Source organism: Corynebacterium sp. MSK297, assembly GCF_030232885.1.
Taxonomy (GTDB): domain Bacteria; phylum Actinomycetota; class Actinomycetes; order Mycobacteriales; family Mycobacteriaceae; genus Corynebacterium.
On sequence record NZ_JASPGD010000006.1, the window covers coordinates 47,980 to 66,614 of the forward strand.

16 protein-coding genes are annotated in these 18,635 nt (G+C 56.4%); 7 read left to right on the plus strand and 9 right to left on the minus strand.

Annotation, left to right across the window (positions count from 1 at the left end; translation table 11 throughout):
* Positions 1-89 precede the first annotated feature (89 nt).
* Positions 90-992, minus strand: a complete 903-nt coding sequence (locus QP888_RS07350; protein WP_502869147.1) for a glycosyltransferase family 2 protein — start codon at positions 990-992, stop codon at positions 90-92.
* Between the two features lie 23 nt (positions 993-1,015).
* Here QP888_RS07350 and QP888_RS07355 point away from each other — a divergent pair, with 23 nt between their 5' ends.
* From QP888_RS07355 to QP888_RS07370, 4 genes are all read left to right on the plus strand, one after another.
* Positions 1,016-2,716, plus strand: a complete 1,701-nt coding sequence (locus tag QP888_RS07355; protein WP_502869148.1) for an LCP family protein — start codon at positions 1,016-1,018, stop codon at positions 2,714-2,716.
* A gap of 156 nt (positions 2,717-2,872) precedes the next feature.
* On the plus strand, positions 2,873-3,586 hold the full coding sequence (locus QP888_RS07360) for a TIGR03089 family protein (RefSeq protein ID WP_284812887.1): 714 nt from the start codon (positions 2,873-2,875) through the stop codon (positions 3,584-3,586).
* Positions 3,587-3,776: 190 nt separating this feature from the next.
* Positions 3,777-4,955, plus strand: coding sequence for an acetyl-CoA C-acyltransferase (locus tag QP888_RS07365; protein WP_284812888.1), 1,179 nt, complete (start codon positions 3,777-3,779; stop codon positions 4,953-4,955).
* 2 nt (positions 4,956-4,957) lie between these two features.
* Positions 4,958-7,258: a 3-hydroxyacyl-CoA dehydrogenase/enoyl-CoA hydratase family protein gene (locus QP888_RS07370; RefSeq protein WP_284812889.1), complete on the plus strand. Its 2,301-nt coding sequence runs from the start codon at positions 4,958-4,960 to the stop codon at positions 7,256-7,258.
* A gap of 506 nt (positions 7,259-7,764) precedes the next feature.
* Here QP888_RS07370 and QP888_RS07375 read toward each other — a convergent pair.
* Positions 7,765-8,940 carry an acyl-CoA dehydrogenase family protein gene (locus QP888_RS07375; RefSeq protein ID WP_284812890.1) on the minus strand — a complete coding sequence of 392 codons (1,176 nt, stop codon included), beginning with the start codon at positions 8,938-8,940 and terminating at the stop codon, positions 7,765-7,767.
* 219 nt (positions 8,941-9,159) lie between these two features.
* On the opposite strand from QP888_RS07375, the gene QP888_RS07380 reads away from it, so the two are divergent.
* The gene (locus tag QP888_RS07380) at positions 9,160-9,819 is read left to right on the plus strand and encodes a TetR/AcrR family transcriptional regulator (protein ID WP_284812891.1); all 660 of its coding nucleotides are present in this window, start codon (positions 9,160-9,162) and stop codon (positions 9,817-9,819) included.
* A gap of 19 nt (positions 9,820-9,838) precedes the next feature.
* Here QP888_RS07380 and QP888_RS07385 read toward each other — a convergent pair whose 3' ends face one another.
* The 5 genes from QP888_RS07385 to lepA form a co-directional block, all read right to left on the minus strand.
* Positions 9,839-10,717, minus strand: a complete 879-nt coding sequence (locus tag QP888_RS07385) for an HpcH/HpaI aldolase/citrate lyase family protein (RefSeq protein ID WP_284812893.1) — start codon at positions 10,715-10,717, stop codon at positions 9,839-9,841.
* A gap of 83 nt (positions 10,718-10,800) precedes the next feature.
* Complete coding sequence (locus QP888_RS07390; RefSeq protein WP_284812894.1) at positions 10,801-10,959, minus strand: hypothetical protein; 159 nt, start codon at positions 10,957-10,959, stop codon at positions 10,801-10,803.
* Between the two features lie 93 nt (positions 10,960-11,052).
* On the minus strand, positions 11,053-12,474 hold the full coding sequence (locus QP888_RS07395) for a YeeE/YedE thiosulfate transporter family protein (protein ID WP_284812895.1): 1,422 nt from the start codon (positions 12,472-12,474) through the stop codon (positions 11,053-11,055).
* A gap of 157 nt (positions 12,475-12,631) precedes the next feature.
* Positions 12,632-13,927, minus strand: a complete 1,296-nt coding sequence (locus QP888_RS07400; protein ID WP_502869153.1) for a M20 metallopeptidase family protein — start codon at positions 13,925-13,927, stop codon at positions 12,632-12,634.
* A 350-nt stretch (positions 13,928-14,277) separates the two neighbouring features.
* On the minus strand, positions 14,278-16,125 hold the full coding sequence (lepA, locus tag QP888_RS07405) for a translation elongation factor 4 (RefSeq protein ID WP_049148589.1): 1,848 nt from the start codon (positions 16,123-16,125) through the stop codon (positions 14,278-14,280).
* A gap of 104 nt (positions 16,126-16,229) precedes the next feature.
* Here lepA and QP888_RS07410 point away from each other — a divergent pair, with 104 nt between their 5' ends.
* Positions 16,230-16,766 carry a type II toxin-antitoxin system PemK/MazF family toxin gene (locus QP888_RS07410; protein ID WP_284812896.1) on the plus strand — a complete coding sequence of 179 codons (537 nt, stop codon included), beginning with the start codon at positions 16,230-16,232 and terminating at the stop codon, positions 16,764-16,766.
* Between the two features lie 223 nt (positions 16,767-16,989).
* Positions 16,990-17,256, plus strand: a complete 267-nt coding sequence (rpsT, locus tag QP888_RS07415; RefSeq protein ID WP_284812897.1) for a 30S ribosomal protein S20 — start codon at positions 16,990-16,992, stop codon at positions 17,254-17,256.
* A 251-nt stretch (positions 17,257-17,507) separates the two neighbouring features.
* Here rpsT and QP888_RS07420 read toward each other — a convergent pair whose 3' ends face one another.
* Together QP888_RS07420 and QP888_RS07425 are read right to left on the minus strand one after the other, a co-directional pair.
* Positions 17,508-18,158, minus strand: coding sequence for a LysE family translocator (locus QP888_RS07420; protein ID WP_284812898.1), 651 nt, complete (start codon positions 18,156-18,158; stop codon positions 17,508-17,510).
* The gene (locus QP888_RS07425) at positions 18,155-18,631 is read right to left on the minus strand and encodes an ankyrin repeat domain-containing protein (RefSeq protein WP_284812899.1); all 477 of its coding nucleotides are present in this window, start codon (positions 18,629-18,631) and stop codon (positions 18,155-18,157) included. Before QP888_RS07425 ends, QP888_RS07420 begins: the two co-directional genes overlap by 4 nt.
* Positions 18,632-18,635 lie beyond the last annotated feature (4 nt).

The window sequence follows — 18,635 nt, forward strand, 5'->3', positions numbered from 1 at the left end:
ATAACTGTTCAACATCGACAAACCGCGCTTACACACCGAGCCCGAAGAATCTGCCATCACAGTGGATCTGCAACCACAGAGCAAGCGTGTCAGTCGCGTGTCACAATCTTCGCCCGCAGCCCTAACCCGGCGCGCAGTACCGCACGCACCGGCGCTTGGTACCAATGCGGTAGGCGATCACAAAGATAGCGTGCTGCAGATTCATGGTGCACCCGCAGCATGGTGGCGGACACAGATTCTTCTTCGGTGGAATGGCCCTGTGCATGACTAATCCGTGCCGACGGGCAGTAAATATTGCTGTATCCCGCGCGAGCGAAACGGTCACCCAAATCTGTGTCTTCGAAATACATGAAATAGCGTTCGTCGAAACCACCCACGCGCGCGAAAGCTTCCCTGCGCACCAACAGGCAGGAACCAGATAACCACCCGGCCGCGCGCTCAGTTTCCATGTCCTGACCTTGTCGGTACCGCGCCGAGAACGGGTTCGCCGGCCACAGGTCCGCCAAGATGGCGTGCCCGATTCCATCGACCAAGCTGGGTAAAGCGCGTGCCGACGGATAGGTGGAGCCGTCGGCCTCGATAATGCGCGGGCCGATCGCCGCGGCCTCGGGATGGCGCGCCGCGCACGCCAGCAGCTCGTCGATCGCACCGTCGTGGAATTGCACATCTGGGTTGGTCAGCAGCACGAAATCGTCGGCAAGCGTCCCGTCAGCTAGGCGCTCGTCGTCCACATCATCTAGGGCGCGCACCCCGGCATTCATCCCCGCGCCATAGCCGAGGTTACCGCCGGTGCGGAAAAACGTGACGTGATCATATTCCGCGGCCGCTTTTTCCGGTGCGCCGTCGGTCGAGCCGTTATCAGCCAGCACCACCTCCACCGGGCGGTTTGTCGCACCAGGCAGAGAATCCAGCAATGCGCGCAGGTGCTTACCCGGTGAATATGTCACGGTGATAACGGGCAATCGGCTGTAGTGGTTAGTTTGCTCAGACACAATGGGGCTTATGGTAACCGAAAATGTGCTGCGATGCCCTAAAGTTGAACAGCGTGAATGATCGAAATCGCTCCATCCGAGAGATTCAGCCTGCCCCGTACTCCCGCACCATGATCAAACAACGCGGCCCCGGCGGGCTCAAGGTCTTCATCGCCCTGCTTTCAGTGTTGACTTTGCTCATCACCGCCTTGGGTTATTGGACAGTCGGCCGCGTCGGCTCCAGCTTGGCTTCGGCGGGAAATTTAGGGCTGAGTGAGACCTCCCAGGGTTCTGGGAATCAAGCCCCGGACGGTGCCGTCGATATCTTGCTGGTCGGTTCTGATTCGCGCACCGATGCGCACGGGAATGAACTCAGCCGGGAAGAGCTCGATCACCTCAATGCCGGGGAATTCGGTGGTGAAGACAACACCGACACCATGATGTTAATCCGAGTGCCTAACGACGGTTCCCAAGCCACCGCGATTTCGTTACCCCGCGATACTTATGTGCATGACGACGAGTTTGGCAACATGAAGCTCAACGCCGTCTATAGCGAGCACAAAGCGGCCTACCAGCAGGGACTTTCTGCTGATACTGCTGGTGCTCAAGGCCAAGGTGCAGAAGAGGAACAAGCCTCGCCAAATCTCGATGTGGATCAAGAACGTGCCGCCATGGCCGCTGGCCGCGCCGGGCTGATTTCAGCGGTTGCGGACCTCACTGGCATTGAAGTGGACCATTACGCCGAGGTTGGCTTGTTGGGGTTCGTGCTGCTTACCGACGCCGTCGGTGGCGTTGATGTGTGCTTGAAAGAGCCTGTCGACGACCCGATGTCCGGAGCACAATTCCCCGCAGGGGTGTCCACGCTAGATGGCCGCGACGCTTTGGCTTTCGTGCGCCAACGCTACGGCCTGCCCCGCGGTGATCTAGACCGCATCGTGCGCCAACAAGCCTATATGGCCTCGTTGGTGAACAAAGTATTGGCTACCGGCACCCTGACTAACCCGTCGACGCTGAACAAAATCTCCACCGCAGTGGAGCGTTCAGTCATCATCGATGAGGACTGGGACATCATGAGTTTTGCTACCCAGTTGTCCAACCTGGCGGGAGGAAACGTCACTTTCACCACTATCCCGGTCACCGATGTTGATGCTATCGGCGATTATGGCGAATCAGTGATCACTGTCGACGAAGACCAAGTTCATGCCTTCATGGACCATCTGTTGAATCAACCAGACGATTCCGCGGACGGACCAGATGGGTCTGATGGCTCGGACGCTGAGGTCAGCGCTGGCGATGGCGAAAATCACGACGGTGCCGATGAGCAAGGCCGCGACCTCGTCGAGATAGTTGCCGAGGGTGCCCAGCTGCATATCCTCAACGCGCAAGCACCCACCGGTACCGCAGCTGCCGTCGGCGCGTGGTTGGATGAGCACGGCTACACCGTGATGGATGTTTCCAATGCCAATGAGGGGCTTTATACTACCTCTCAGGTTGTCGCTGCTGATGCCAACGATCCGCGTGCGCAGGCTTTGGCGGAGCAGCTGGGAATTTCCACGGTCACAGACAATGCCAACCTGGAGCCAGATTCCATCGTCGTGGTGGTCGCCGCTGATTACAACGGGCCGCTGAACGATGACAAGCTTGGCCACGACGATGCCACTGCCGCTGTGGGGGAGAATTTCGGCAGCGTGGTGGATGCCCCAGAAATTGATGCCGGCGGGGACGGTCCGCGCTGTGTTCACTAGGCGTTTCCTTGGCGTTCACTAGTCGCTCACTAAGCTCTGCCCAGTGTGGGTCTAGCAGGTCCTAGTGGGTTCTAGTGCGCCGCTCAGTTTGCTACCACACGACTAATCCACAGCGTGCACACTGCAGGTCCGCAGCGTGATCCCTAGGATGGGGTCATGGATATGTTGTCTCATTTGCTTGCCGACGACCCTGCAAGTCCGCGACTGACCGTCTATAACGAAGCTGACGGTACTCGCATGGATTTTTCCGCTCAGACCACCGAGAACTGGGCTTCCAAAGTGGCCAATTTCTTGCGCGAAGAATTGGATCTTGACGACGGTTCGGTGATCCTGGTGGATCTGCCAGTTTCGTGGCAAACGGTGATGATTTCCCTCGGTGCGCTGGCTGCCGGAGTCACGGTGCACTTTGCTACCGACACTTTCGCTACTGGCACTTCCGCTGCTGACACTTCTGGCAGTGACAATTCTGACGCTGCCGAGCCAGTCGTCTTTTTCACCACGACGGACAAAGCCAGCGAGTACACACATCGCGGCGATGTCGTCGTCGTGACCACGGACCCATTTGGCCGCGGTGTCGAAGAACTGGGACAGCAAGTCCCAGAGGGAGCGATTGATTTCGGCCCCACGGTGCGCTTTTATGGCGATTTCTACCCGGGGGAAACCCACCCATTGGCAGAGCTCATTGAATCGGACATCGAGCCCCACGCGGAGCGCTTGTTGTCCACGGGGTGGACTGATTCCAGCTCATTCCAGCGTCAAGTGCTGTCGCCACTGGCCGCGGGAGGTTCCGCAGTCGTGGTAGCGGGCATGGTGGATACGGAGCGGTTAGCCGAGATCGCAGAGAATGAGAAGGTTACCGCGCGGGACTAGAGCCCGGGTTAATTCCCGATCCCGGAGTAGTTCCCAATGGCGTATTAGTTCTCGTTACTGAGTAGTTTTCATTGCTGAGTAGTTTTCGCTACAGCGTAGTTCTCGTTGCCGAAACCAGATTTGTGACATAGACTACGATTCATAACGAATAATCATTCGTAGACAGTTGTTTCAGACAGCAAGGAGTCTCATGTCAGAGATCTACATTGCCAATGCAGCCCGCCTTCCCATCGGGAAAAATCAGGGCTCACTCGCCAAGCTCTCTCCTACCGAAATGGGCACCATTGCCGCGAAAGAAGTCATCGCGCGAGCTGGTGTGGACCCAGCGGCAATCGAATCCGTCGTCGCCGGTAACGTCGTGGCCACTACCCCGTCTGACGCGTATCTGTCCCGCAAGATCGGTATCCACTCCGGCCTGAAGGACTCCTCCATCGCCTTCAACGTCAACCGCCTATGCGGCTCCGGCGTGCAAGCAATTGTCTCTGCCGGTCAACAGATCTTAAGCGGAGATGCAGACCTCGCGTTAGCCGCCGGTGTCGAGCACATGAGCTCGGCACCCTACTCCGTCAAAGGCATGCGCACCGGCGGCCTAAAAATGGGCGATGGTGTCTTGGAAGACTGGCTACTAGGAACCCTGGCCTGCCCATTCGGTACCGGCCACATGGGTGTCACCGCCGAAAACGTCGCAGAAGAATACGGAATTTCCCGTGAGCGCCAAGACGAATTCGCCGCAGAATCCCAGCGCCGCGCCGCTGCCGCCCGCGACAATGGCGCGCACAAAGAAGAAATCGTGCCCGTTACCTTGCAAACCCGCCAGGGTGAGGTCGTTTTTGATTATGACGAGCACGTACGCGAAACCACCCCGGAAGCACTGGCAAAGCTCAAACCAGTATTCCGCAAAGACGGCACCGTCACCCCGGGTAACTCCTCCGGGATTAACGACGGCGCTGCCGCCTTGCTGCTGGGCAGCGAATCCGCTTTGAATCAGCACGGAACCAACCCGCTAGGTCGCGTGGTTTCGTGGGGCATCGCCGGTGTAGACCCCACCAAAATGGGCTTGGGCCCGATTGCTGCTGTACCGAAGGCATTGAAGAAGGCTGGCCTGAGCCTAGGCGATATCGACCTCATCGAATCCAATGAGGCGTTCGCCGCGCAGGCCATTGCCGTGCAAGATGAGCTGGGATTCGACCCCGAAAAGACTAACGTGCACGGCGGTGCCGTCGCCCACGGCCACCCGGTCGGGGCATCTGGGGCTATTTTGACCGTGAAGATCCTGCATCACCTGCGTGCAGCAGGAAAGAAGTACGGCCTGGTCACCATGTGCATTGGTGGCGGCCAGGGCATCGCTTTGATTGTGGAGGCTGTATAAACATGACTAACGCTGCAACCAAGATTGTGACTGACCCACAACCAACCACCGTGGAAGCTCCCGTGAAAAAGGCCGCGGTGATCGGTGCTGGTTCCATGGGCGCTGGTATCGCCGCACTGCTATCAAGTGCGGGCATCAAGGTCACACTGCTGGACATGGCCGACGACGGCGAAACGCACGAGGAACGTAGCGCCCGCGCACACAAAGGAATTGAAACCCAGAAAAAGCGCAAGGGATTTGTGCACCCGAAGTTCGTGGAAAATATCTCAGCTGGAAATACCACTGACGACCTCGAGAAACTTACCGAGTGCGACTGGGTCGTGGAAGCCATTTTTGAAGACCTGGACGCTAAGCGTTCCCTCTATGAAACCGTCGCGCCGCACCTGAATGACCGGGCTATTTTGTCGTCGAATACCTCGACCATCCCGTTAGCGGAGCTGACCGCTCAGCTTTCCGACGATCTGTCCAGCCGCTTCGCCATCACCCACTTTTTCAACCCTCCGCGTGTGATGCGCCTGGTGGAAATCGTCGAAGGCGAGAAGACCAGCGAGAATACACTGAAAATTTTGAATGCTGCTGCAGAACAGCAGCTGGGCAAGGTCGTGGTGGATTGCCGTGATACTCCAGGCTTTATTGCTAACCGTCTGGGCTGTTTCTGGCTGGGTGCTGGTGCCGAGCTGGCCATGAAGCAGGGTGTGTCTTATGAGCTTGCCGACGCCGTGTTCTCCAAGCCATTCGGTATCCCGCGCACCGGTGTGTTCGGCTTGTTGGACTACATCGGTCTGCAACTGGTGAAGCCCATCTGGTCATCGCTGACCAACGCACTGCCGGAATCGGACAAGATGCACCAATTCAACCTGGAGAAAAACGACGTCATCAACGGCCTGGTAGAACGCGGGCTCACTGGACGCACCGGCGATGGCGGTTTCTACCAGGGCCGCGACAAGGTCATTCAAGATGACTTCAGCTATGGCGAGCGCCAAAAGCCGGAAGATCCTGCAACCAAGCACAAGGATGCTGCGTCGGTAATTGCAGAAGACAGCACCGGTGGCCGCTACGCACGCGATCTGTTTGCCGCCACGCTGGGCTACTGCTTGGATACCGCAGAAGAAATCGCCGATACCGTCGAGCTGATGGATAAGGCCATGGTCCTAGGGTATGGCTGGAAACAGGGCCCATTCGCGCTGGCTGATTCCATTGGTCTGGACAAAGTCGCCGAGCTTTATGACGAAACCCCGGCCCTGCTGCAGGCTGCCATCAAGGCAGGTGGGTTCTACCCAGAGGTGGGCAAGGTACTGGCTACCGACGGCACCGTGTCCGAGACCAAGGACCGCGCCGGTGTGGTCACGGTCAAGGAACTGCTGGCATCCGGCAAGGCCAAGACCGTGCGTGAGGCAGACAAGCTGAACGTCCACCTGCTGGATAACGGCGTCGCCATTCTAGATTTGCAAACACCGCTCAACTCTTTGAGTCAGGCTGCACTCAACGACGTGCGCGCCGTCGTCGATGATGCCGACAAACTGGGCATCAAAGCCTTGGTCATCGGCAACGACGAACAGCGCGCGTTTTCTGCAGGTGCCGATTTGAAGTCCATTGCTGAAGCAGGCGAAAGCGGCGATACCCAGCGCATCGATGATCTCGTGCGCAACGGTTCGCAGGTCATGCGCACGCTTCGCACCGCACCTTTCCCCGTTGTTGGCGCTGTACGTGGTGCTGCCCTGGGCGGCGGTTCCGAGCTATACCTTTCCTGTGACCGCGTGGTTGTCCACGCTGATACCAAGGTCGGTTTCCCAGAGCGTAATGTCGGACTGTTCCCGGCATGGTCCGGTACGGTGTCCTTGCTAGAGCGCATGCGTCATCTTTACGACGATTACCACCAGCGCGCATTCAATGTGATTACCGATGCCAAGCCGCTGCCGAATATGTACTTCGCAGCTGATTACGGATTCATTCGTGAAGGCGATGCTATTTTGATGTCGCCGGATCACGTGCTGGGGTATGCCATTGAAAAGGCCGCCGAGATGATCGATGGTTATTCCCCCATCAATGAGGACAAGATCGCTCTGTACTCTGGTGACACCCCACTGGATGAAGGTTGGCCAATCGAGGGTATGACGGATAACGATCACGTCATCGCCCGCCAGCTGGCGAAGCACTTCACCGCTGCTGATGGTGTCAGTGAGCTGAGCTTCGATGACTTCGCGGACCGGGAAGTCGAACACGCGGTGCCACTGATTGCTATGCCAGCAAATGTGGAGCGTGCAATGCACATGGCGAAAACCCGCAAACCGTTGAACAACTAAATGGAATAACTCGCGCTACAGTTCGTTTGTCCAGCTCGTTGCTCAGTTTGGCATCCGCTTTGATGCCCGAGCTTAACGCCCGGTGTGGTGCACGGCCCGCTGCCTAACTTGCTGCACTATTTCTTACACAACCCAGCTCCGGAGACGCAACGAGCAGGTTGGCGTAGCAGTAGGACAGTAGGGGGCTCGAGCAAAGGACTGAGTACAAAGGGCTAAGTAGCCAAAGACCGGCCAGATTCTTTCTGGCCGGTCTTCCGCTTGCTGGAGCTCTTTGTTTATAGTGGGCTTTCCCCTATTGCGTCGACACGTCGTAGCTTATCCAACCACTGTGCGCGCTGCTCCTCGGAGCCAAGCTGATTAAGCAGGCCAACGATCAACAGTCAGTGATCTTTGGGCGAATTTTCTGATTACAAAAAATTTGTGGATTTCCTGGAGCCGGGGGCGTTCGTCGTCACTAAGCCTGTCAGCGACGCCCAGGATATCCCCCGCTAGATATGGCACCGTGATTATTTGAAGGCTCCCACGCCGGTGATCTTCTTACCGATGATCAACGACTGCACAGTATCCGTACCCTCATAAGTGTGGTAGGCCTCAATATCAGCAAAGTGACGGGCAATGTTGTTATCCAGCAAAATACCGACACCACCCAGCATGTCACGCGCATCCGCAGCAACTTTTCGCGCGCCACGGGTACAACGTAGCTTGTTGAAAGCAGCCTGCTCCGACGTAAGCTTACCCGCCGCATCCAGCTCCGCAATATGGCGGTTCAACAGCATCATTTCACTGAGCTCTAGCTGCATATTCACCAAACGCTGCTGGATGATCTGATTTTCCGAAAGACGACGACCGAACTGAATACGCTCATCCACATATGCCCGGGCCTTTTCATAGCAACCAATGGCCGCACCCAAAGCGATCCAGGCAACACCTGTGCGCGTTGCCATCAGTACCGCGGCAGTATCCTTGAAAGTCTTAGCGTTGGCCAGCTGGTTTTCTGCGGGGACCCGGACATCGTTGAGTTTGATGTGGGCCTGGTGGATGGCACGCAGCGAAATCTTGTTCTCGATAACTTCCGCGTCATAACCCTCGGTGTCCTGTGGAACGATAAAGCCAGACACGTCGCCTTCTTCGGTGCGTGCCCACACAACCGTGATGTCACCGCCCTTACCCAGGCCGATCCATTTCTTTTCACCGTTGAGCACCCACTCGTCTCCATCTCGTACGGCAGAAGTTTCCAACGCGATTGAGTCCGAGCCGTGCTCTGGTTCCGTCAACGCGAAGGCACCAAGAACCTCACCTTTCGCCATCTTGGGCAGGTACTTATCCTTTTGCTCCTGCGAACCGCACATATCAATCGCACGCATCGCTAAACCGGCCTGTACCGCCAGGATAGTGGCGACGGAACCATCTGTACGCGCGACATCCATCAGTGCCAGACCAGAGCCCAGATGTGAAAGGGTCTCGTGGCCTTCCACGTCCAAACCATCCGTGAGCAGGTCTTGCTTGGCAATCTCCGGTATCAGAGCAAAGGGGATTTCTGCGCGCTGCCAATAATCATTGATGACGGCTTCAATTGGTTCCCGAAGACTGTATGCACGCTTCCATGCGTTGAGATCAGCTTCCGGTAAGTCATTGAAGACGCCAAGCAGGTCAGTACCGGCGGCAAGTGGGTTATTGGACATGGTTACAGTCACTCCTCCAAACGAATATTCATTCATATTAATTGTGACTCACATCGCACTGATAGTCAAGCAGAATGCACACAACATTTTCTGACATGCTTAACTGTTATTGCACAACTGCTAGTGCGTTGCTTACAGTGCATGGCTTACAGTCCTTTGCTTACAGCGCGTTACTACTAGCGCTTTGCCGCCAATGCGCCCGACTAGGAGATCACACCCATGGCAAATCCGAAACGCCGAGCACAAATCGCCGAGGCCGCGATGCAGCTTTTCGACGAGCGCGGCTACCACGCAACCGGAATGGAAGACATTGCGGCCGTCGTCGGCATGCGTGCATCCAGCCTGTACAACCACTACCGCTCGAAACAGGAGGTGCTGGCTGATATCGCTGTCAGCTCCATGGAAGCCCTGCTACGTTTTCACGCCACCGGCTATTCACCGATGAAAACGAGTGCGGATAAGTTATTCGCCAGCATGAAATACCACACCATTTTCCATGCAGAGCAAGCCCGCCGGGCACGAATAGTCAATAGCGAAATTCGTGCGTTAGAAGAGCCAACGCGCTCGATTGTGGTGCAGATGCGTCGTGATTACGTAGCTCGCTGGATGGCGATCGTGCGCGAAGGCATCGAATCTGGCGTGTTTGTGGCTGACGACGTCAAAATCGTGTCGTGGGCGCTGATCGATATGGGTATCGGTGTCTCGCAGTGGTACGCCGACGGCGGGCGCCTGAGCAGTGAAGAGCTCGGGGATATGTATGGCCGCATTGCGCTGCGGCAGTTGTGCAAACCAGGCACTGATCCTTACACAGATTCGAGCTTATATACGCGCACAGAAAAAGAACCCACGGGCGAAACCGCAGGTTCTGATTTTTCTTAACAGGCTTTCAGCCCGCCGCTTATTTCCCGGCTTTGGCCAGCAAATCCAGTGCGCGTCGGTAGATCGGCGCGTCAACGTAATTGCCGGATTCCAGCTCTACAGCAGATTCTTTTTTCGCCACGGCTTCTTCAAATTTATCCACAGCCTCACGTGCCCAGGCAATCGCACTGTCCGAAGGCTTAAAGGCAGCAGTCACGATCTTGCACTGCGACGGGTGGATGCACAGCTTACCGCTAAAGCCCAGTGCACTGGCATAGTGCGTGGCATCGATAAGCCCGTCTTCATTCGCGACGTTGAAATACGGGGTATCCACCGGCGGGGACAAACGATAAGCCACTGACGCAGTGGCCAGTGTGGAGCGTGCGAATAGCAGTGCGTCACGGTTGGAGTGATTCACACGCAACTGCTCCGAATAATCACCAGCACCAAATGCCAACTGTGCAACGCCACGGGTAGAAGCAATTTCGGCAGCATTAACGATACCTCGTGCCGTTTCTACCAACGCCACGATCGGCACCGGAGCTCCGTCGGAATCTTTCAACAGGTGCTTAGTTTCTGCCATTGCTTTCGACTCGTTAACCAACGGCTGCATCACAAAATCCAGTTGATCTGCCACTACCTGCAGCGCTTCCAGATCTTTCGGGTATTCCTGTGAGTTCACACCATTAATACGAACACCGATGAGCACCGGCTTATGTGCGGTAATGATATCCGGGTTTTGCCCAGACGAGTACTCGTCGATAAACGACACGATATTCTGCCGGGCACGCGCTTTGTTTTCTGGTGCACAGGAATCCTGCAGATCAAACACGATCGAGTCGGTTCCACAATCAACGGCTTCTTGAAAGCCATCAGGGTGGTCACCGGGAACGAACAGAGGCGATACGAGTGAAATCATAACTTTGAGTCTACGTGAGGAAGATCAATAATATGGTGTTAGTGTCGGCCGCAGCCACACGCTGATCATGAATGTGCGGATCCTTAGTGCGCGTGGACCATCCGGATCAGGTTGCTGTCAATAATGTGCTCGTCGACACGTTCTGGTTGCAGTGCGCCTGCCACCAGTTGCTGGAATTGTGCTTCTTGCTGGCTCGAAAGCCCACAGCCCGAGGCGGGCTGCTGTGAATCTGCATGCCACATAGCCCTTAGCATAGCTGACATGAATTCATACGCGGGCTACGAGGCAGCTTGTCAGGCGGTAGCTACGAGTCAGCGGGTACCCGCTGACTTCGCCTAAGCAGCATTTTTCACAACGGTGATCTGCCAGCCAGCATCACCAGTGGCATGGAAATTCTCGATTGCGTGGCCTTCGTCGGCAGCCCATTGTGGGATCGTGTCAGTGGCTTGGGTGCAGTCGAAGTCGATCACCAGCCGGTCACCGTCTGCCAGGCTAGCCAGCACATCTTTTGCCTCAACTAGCGGGAACGGACACACGGCACCGAGCGTATCCAGCGCATAACGCCGATGGCCCACCTCCCGCACTTTATCGGACTTGGAAGCAGACTTCGGTTTTTCAAGAACGCCAGTGGCAACCCCACCAAAACTGAACTGTCGCTGAGATGCCCCCGCGCTGGAAAGAGTGTCATCATCAGGGTTAGCTCGGAAACCATGAATGGAATCACCAGTAGTTTTTGGTTTACCAGAGGTTTCAGCACCGGCAACTTCAGGCTTGAGCCACAGCTTTGCAGCCACACCCACGCCGAGAGCGATGAACAGCAAGGCTACCCAGCCTTGGAATCCAAACAATGCGGTTTGTACCATGCCATTGCCCACGGTGCAGCCTCCTGCCAGTGAAGCACCGATCCCCATCATCGCACCACCAGGAATAGCAGTAAGCATCGACTTTTTATCCGGGATGCGGATGCGGAATTCACCGGCGACCTTCGCAGAAACAAATGCACCGGCCAGTAGACCAATCACCAACATGGTGCCCCAGTTAATTACGGAATTATCACCGGCGACCATCCACTGGAATATCGAGGCCGTCGGGCTGGTGATCCCCAGGCTACCTTCACGGCCAGCAGCGATCGATAACGGCCACGCAACAATAGCAAGCACACCAATCAGTGCACCTGCCGTATATAAACCAATCGATCGCTGGTACCAGGGCCGATCCAAGGTAGCTTTCGGGCGGGCGCGATCTTTCGCAAGGAAATGACGTGCTAAGAAAAATGTCAGCAAGCTCAATCCAGCCACGAAAATCCATGGACTCAATCCCAGCGCTTCCGGCACTGTCGTGGCATCAACGGTAGTCTCCGACATCCAATCATTAAATCCCGCCAGTGGACCGGTGCGCATCGCGGCGGCTGACAAACCGTAGAAAATCAAAGCAATACAGGAACCTACTAAACCCTCACCGCTGCGATACCAGGCACCCGATGCACAACCACCGGCCAAGACGATGCCCAGACCGAAGATAAATCCGCCGACGATGACAGCCAGCGGTGCGAAACTGTCTGCAGTCACGTCCAACAGCCCCATGCTGGTCAACATCGCTAGTCCTAGAGCATGCACAGTAATCAGTATCAACAGTGAGGTGAACCCGCGCCAGGATTTCAGGAGGAAGATATCGCGCAGCATGCCAGTCACGCAATAGCGTCCGCGTTGCATCACGATGCCCATTAGGGCACCAATGCCAAGACCAGTCAGAATCATGGTGCTGTCCTTTCACTAGGTAGTGTGCACTAGCTAGTTTCAGAGACTAGCCCACCCCAAACTGACTCGTCTAAATTTTTCAGACTGGTCTGTCTATTAAATTCAAACACACCGATTCGTCGTTGATTTATTGACTAGAGTTCCCGCTGGATTGAGCTTAACCTTGAGCTTGACCTTGTGCTTGAGCTTTTTCCTTTGCTTCCCGCGCCGCGCGCACGCTTGCCGACGGGTGTGCCTCTTCTGTCGCCAACCGCTCGAACGCCAACGCCGCCAAGGCTGCGGCCTGATCGCCGAGGATCGAGTCGTTGAAATTAATCTTCGGTGAGTGGTTCCAATCGCGCAGGTGCTCTGGTTTTTCCGGGTTTGCGGTACCCAAAAACATGAAGGTTCCTGGAATCTGAGCGAGCACAAAGCCGAAGTCCTCCGAAGCCATCATCGGTGCGTCGAAAGGCTGCACCGCATCTTCACCGAACATCTCGCCCCACACAGAAGCTGCGAACTTGGTTTCCCGGGCATTCGTCTTGGTGGTCGGATACAGCACCTGGAAATCAATATCGACAGAACACCGGTGTGCAGCAGCAACGTTGCCAGCGACCTCTGCGATCATTTGGCGCACCGAATCAATCTTTTCATCACGCAACACACGTACCGTCGCGCCCAACGTGGCGGTATCCGGGATCGCGTTGAATGCGCCTTCGCCAGCGCGCACGTTAGTTACGGTAACCACTATCGGGTCGAGGGCATCGAAACGCCGCGTAATCGCCATCTGCAGCGAGGTCTGAATCTCGGCCAAAGCCAGCACCGGGTCGATGGCATCGTGCGGGCGCGAGCCGTGCCCGCCTTTACCGGTAACCGTAATGGTCAAGTTGGATGACGACGACATCATCGGCCCAGGCACGTAATGGAAAGTGCCATAGTCCTGCGGTCCGACATGAATGCCGTAGGCTGCGATCGGGCGCCGACCAGCGGCATCGAGCACGCCTTCTTCGATCATTGGCGCTGCCCCGCCCGGGCCTTCTTCTCCGGGCTGGAACATGAAGATGATGTCACCGGCAAGTTCTTCACGGTAACGGCACAGGATTTTTGCAGCTCCTACCAGGCCTGCGGTGTGTAAATCATGCCCACAGGCGTGCATATAATCGTTTTTCGAGGCAAACGGCAAGTCTAAACGCTCACGTACCGCAAGAGCATCCATGTCGCCACGCAGCAATACGGAAACTGGGTGCTCACCGCGTTTCCCGCCCCGCAGCACAGCGATGACCGAAGACAATTCCTGTCCCGTGGTAATCTCTAGCGGTAGCCCGGCGAGTGCATCCAGTACTTTTTCTTGTGTACGTGGCAGATGCAATCCGATTTCTGGGTGCTCATGAAGGTCACGACGGATTTCTTGCAACTCACCGATGATTTCATCAGCGGCCCCGCGGAACACTTCCCCAACTGGTCGGTCGTCCACTGTGGCATGCACAAATTCCAATGGCCCCGGCGCCTGAGAAGAACGCTGCGGCAGCCCCTGGCCGTGGGCTTGTGGTTGCCCAGGCGTGGAAGGTCGGCCGACGCGCCCCGGACGTGCGGAACGACGATTATTCAGTGGATTGAACTCTGGCTGTGGTGATTCTGGGCCGGGCACGAAAACTCACTCTTCCTTCGTAAAGAAACTTAGTAGTCAAACCAAGCCACGCGCGGGCCTCTTACGGAAACTACCCGCACGCGGCGTGTGCGGTGACACACTTATGCCCTTCCACACTAGTGAATTTTGCGCTCGATCACCGGTTTGTTCGTACCTTTAACCCACAACACCCGCACTTAGTCAGCATCAGTCGACAGTGCCGCCACGAAGGCTTCCTGCGGCACGTTGACCGAACCCAGCGACTTCATCCGCTTTTTACCGGCTTTCTGCTTTTCCAGCAGCTTACGCTTACGCGAAATATCGCCGCCGTAGCATTTCGCCAACACGTCCTTGCGCATCGCGCGGATGTTTTCACGTGCGATGATCTTCGCACCGATTGCTGCCTGCACCGGCACCTCGAATTGCTGGCGCGGGATCAGCTCTTTCAGCTTCTTCGTCATCTTGTTGCCGTAATGATAGGCGTGCTCGCGGTGCACAATCGCGCTGAAGGCGTCGACAGGATCTCCCTGCAGCAAAATATCCACCTTGACCAAATCCGCCAGCTGCTCACCGGCTTCCTCGTAGTTCAAGGAGGCATAGCCTTTAGTGCGCGATTTCAGCATGTCGAAGAAATCAAAGATGATCTCGCCCAACGGCATGGTGTAGCGCAGCTCAACGCGGTCCTCAGAAAGATAGTCCATGCCACCCATCTGTCCGCGCTTGGATTGGCACAGTTCCATGGTTGGACCGACGAAATCCGCAGGCACGATGATGGTCATTTTCACGATAGGTTCGTAGACCGCATCGTGTTTGCCCTCCGGCCAGTCCGCCGGGTTGTGCACATACTGCTCAGTGCCATCTTCCTTGACCACGCGATAAGTTACCGACGGCGCAGTGGAAATCAGATCCAGGTCGAATTCGCGTTCCAGGCGGTCACGCGTAATTTCCATGTGCAGCAAACCCAAAAAACCACAACGGAAGCCAAAGCCCAGCGCGACGGAGGTTTCTGGCTCAAACGTCAACGAGGCGTCGTTAAGCTGCAACTTCTCCAGCGCATCGCGCAAGTCCGGGAAATCTTCCTGGGAAATCGGGAACATCCCCGAATACACCATGGGTTTGGGTTCTTCGTAGCCCTGTAGTGGTTCCTCGGCACCCTTGTTAGCCCAGGTGATGGTGTCGCCGACTTTGGTTTCGCGGACATCTTTGACGCCTGTAATCACATAGCCAACCTCACCAGGACCTAAGCCTTTACACGAGGTCGGCTTCGGCGAGACGATCCCCATATCTAGGATTTCCAGATCCGTACCGGTATTCATCATCCGCACTTTTTGTCGCGGCTTCAGCTGACCGTCGACCACCCTGATATACGTGACGACGCCACGGTACACGTCGTAAACGGAGTCGAAAATCATCGCGCGCGCCGGCGCGTCCTCTGGATAGTCAGTGTGCGGAGGAGGGGTAAGTTCGACCACCTTATCCAACAGTTCGACGACACCTTCACCGGTTTTACCGGATACATGCAACACGTCTTCTGGTTCGCAACCAATGATATTGGCCAGCTCGAGGGCGTATTTCTCCGGGTCTGCGGCCGGCAAATCGATCTTGTTGAGCACCGGAATGATCTCCAGCTCATGCTCCATCGCCAGGTACAGGTTCGCCAGGGTTTGTGCTTCGATGCCTTGGGCGGCGTCGACAAGCAAAATGGCGGCCTCACAGGCATCCAGGGCGCGGGAGACCTCATAGGTGAAGTCGACATGGCCGGGAGTGTCGTTCATCTGCAGCACGATCTCTTCACCCTTATGCGGGCCAGAAGTGGGCACCCACGGCAGACGCACGGATTGGGCCTTGATGGTGATGCCGCGCTCGCGCTCGATGTCCATGTTGTCGAGGTACTGATCGCGCATATCGCGCTCGTCGACAACTTTGGACAGCTGCAGGATACGGTCCGCCAGGGTGGATTTCCCGTGGTCAATATGCGCAATGATGCAGAAGTTGCGCAGGCGCTCGGTTTCGGTGAACGTCTGCGCTGCAAAATTTTTCGACATTACTTCCTCGGACTACCTCTCGTTGTAAACTCCCACCAGCCTACCGAACCACGCCGCGGGGTAAATAGCCAGGACAGCTAAGCGCAATAGCTAGGATGACTAGTATGTCTGCAGCACGGCGGAAAAATAAACGCTGGTCGCCATCTGGCCCGGACGAAGAGTTATTAGAAAAAGGCCTGGCGTTGATTAACGAGCGGTTGGGGATGCAACATACTTCGACCCGTTCGGTGGCTCGTGCTGCGGCAAAGATTCAGGTATGGAAATCCCGTGCACTCAATCGCACGATTTTTTATGCACCGGATATGGACGGGCATGCCGATTCCGGCGAGGTGGTGTGGGTTTGGACACCGACCGATGGTTCTGACTCGCCGCCGCGCGAGCGTGCGGTGTTGATCATCGGGCGCACGAGCAATAGCGTGTTGGCGTTGTTGATCTCGCCGAACCCGACTCATGATCACGATCCACGCTGGACGAGTATCGGTACTGGTGAATGGGACGAGGCCGGTCGGCCGTGTTGGATCCGCATTGACCGGGTGCTCGAAATTCAAGAGAAGTATTTACGCCGACAGGGCGTGTTGTTTCCGAAGCGACGCTTCGAGCGCATCGCGACGCGGCTACGCAATGAGCACCAGTGGGATTAGTGAAGAAAATCTGCTAACCTCTATGGGGTTGCTCGTCTGTTGAGCTGCACCAAGCGGGGCGGTCAGGACCTTGGGTCCGCCCGATAACGGTTTGGTGACGCGCACCTACGGTTTATGAGAGTTGATCTAAATCTAGTTTCAGCTGGCTAAGCGGGGTGCTGGAAATGCCCAGCAGAAAGAGCTTTCATGTCAATGTCTATCGACTTTAAGAGGTATTTTCACCATGGCAAATATTAAGTCCAAGCAGAAGCGCGTTCTCACCAACGAAAAGTCACGTCGTCGCAACCAGCACGTTCGCTCCCGCGTACGCACCATGATGCGCAACTTCCGTTCCGCTGTGGAAGCTGGCGACAAGGCTGGTGCGGAAGAGAAGCTGCGCGTGGCTTCCCGCGAACTGGACAAGGCTGTATCCAAGGGCGTGTTCCACCGCAACACCGCAGCTAACAAGAAGTCCGGCATGGCCAACCTCTTCAACAAGATGGAAGGCTAATTCAGCTTTCTGCTGAATATCTGGCTGCGAGGTAGCGCGGTTACTTACTTGTTACCCGCAGCTATGCGCCGGTCTGGGGTTTACCTCAGGCCGGTTTTTGCATAGATTTCCGACAACAAAGTCGGATTAAGTAGGGGTTAAGTAGCACAAGTCCCCGGCTGAATGAAGCGCCGCACTACGCCTCAATCAGGTGCACGGGACGCAATCTCCACCACGCTGACAGCACACGCGCCAGATCTCAGTGGGCTGTACTAACTTTCCGCCATGGTCACCAGGCCATTAATCGCGAGCGAAGCGCCGAGCACTACGAACAGCACGCCTGCAGCAATATCTATCCACGGGCCAGCCGCCAACACGCGGCGGCGCACCACCTTCGTCGACAAGAAAAACGCGACGACGACAAACAGCAGGAACGCGGACAGCGTCAACGCTGCAACCACACCAATAGCCAGGCCGAGCGACGGGCTCTGCGGTAATAGAGGCGCAACGATCGCGGCCAGGAATAGTACAATCTTCGGGTTCGCGATATTTGTGAGCAAACCGGTTTTAAACGCAGATTTTAGCGAGCCCATCCGCAGTGCGGCGTCTGCGAGATCTACCGGTTTCACGTTGCGATCCTGCCATCCAGTCTTCGCCATGTTCCGTCCCATCCAGATCAGCGCAATTCCGCCGATCAACTGCACAAAAGCCAACACCGACGGATACGCCGTCAGGATCGCCGCAGCTCCAAAGACCGTGAGGCTACACCACATCACCACCCCCAGCTGAATACCCAAAGCCGCAGCCATAGCGTGCATGCGGGAGCGCGTCGCCAAGCGCATGATCAAAATCATGTCCGGGCCCGGGCTTGCGGCACCAGCCAGGTTCAGCGCCAGCAGGCTAACCCACTGCGCCAGCGTCATTTGGCGTTCTCAAAACGCTCAAGCAGGTCCGCGCGCTCAAACATGCGCGCAGTATCCACCGCCGTCGGGTGGCCAAGGTTCGGATCGGCCCCCGCATCCAGTAGCACGTCCACTACAGCGTCTTCTTTCTTGAACACTGCACCGGCCAACGGCGACTGACCGCGGTCATTGAGCTTGTCGACGTCTGCCCCACGCGCAGCCAAACCACGCACTAAATCAGCGTGGCCGTGGTAGGCAGCCATCATCAGCAGGCTGTGGCCCTCGTGATTAACCAAGTCCGCATTCAAGCCGTGCTCAACATACTCGAGCAACGTGGCGTCCCCATCACGAGCGAAATCGAATAGCTTGCTCGCAAATTCCTGTAGCTGCTGATCATCTGCTCCGTCAATATGCCGATCACCATTGTCAACGGCGTGTTCAGGCTGCTGTGTTGCGTGTCCTTCTGTATCTTTTAAGGTTTCTTTTTCAGTCATAGCG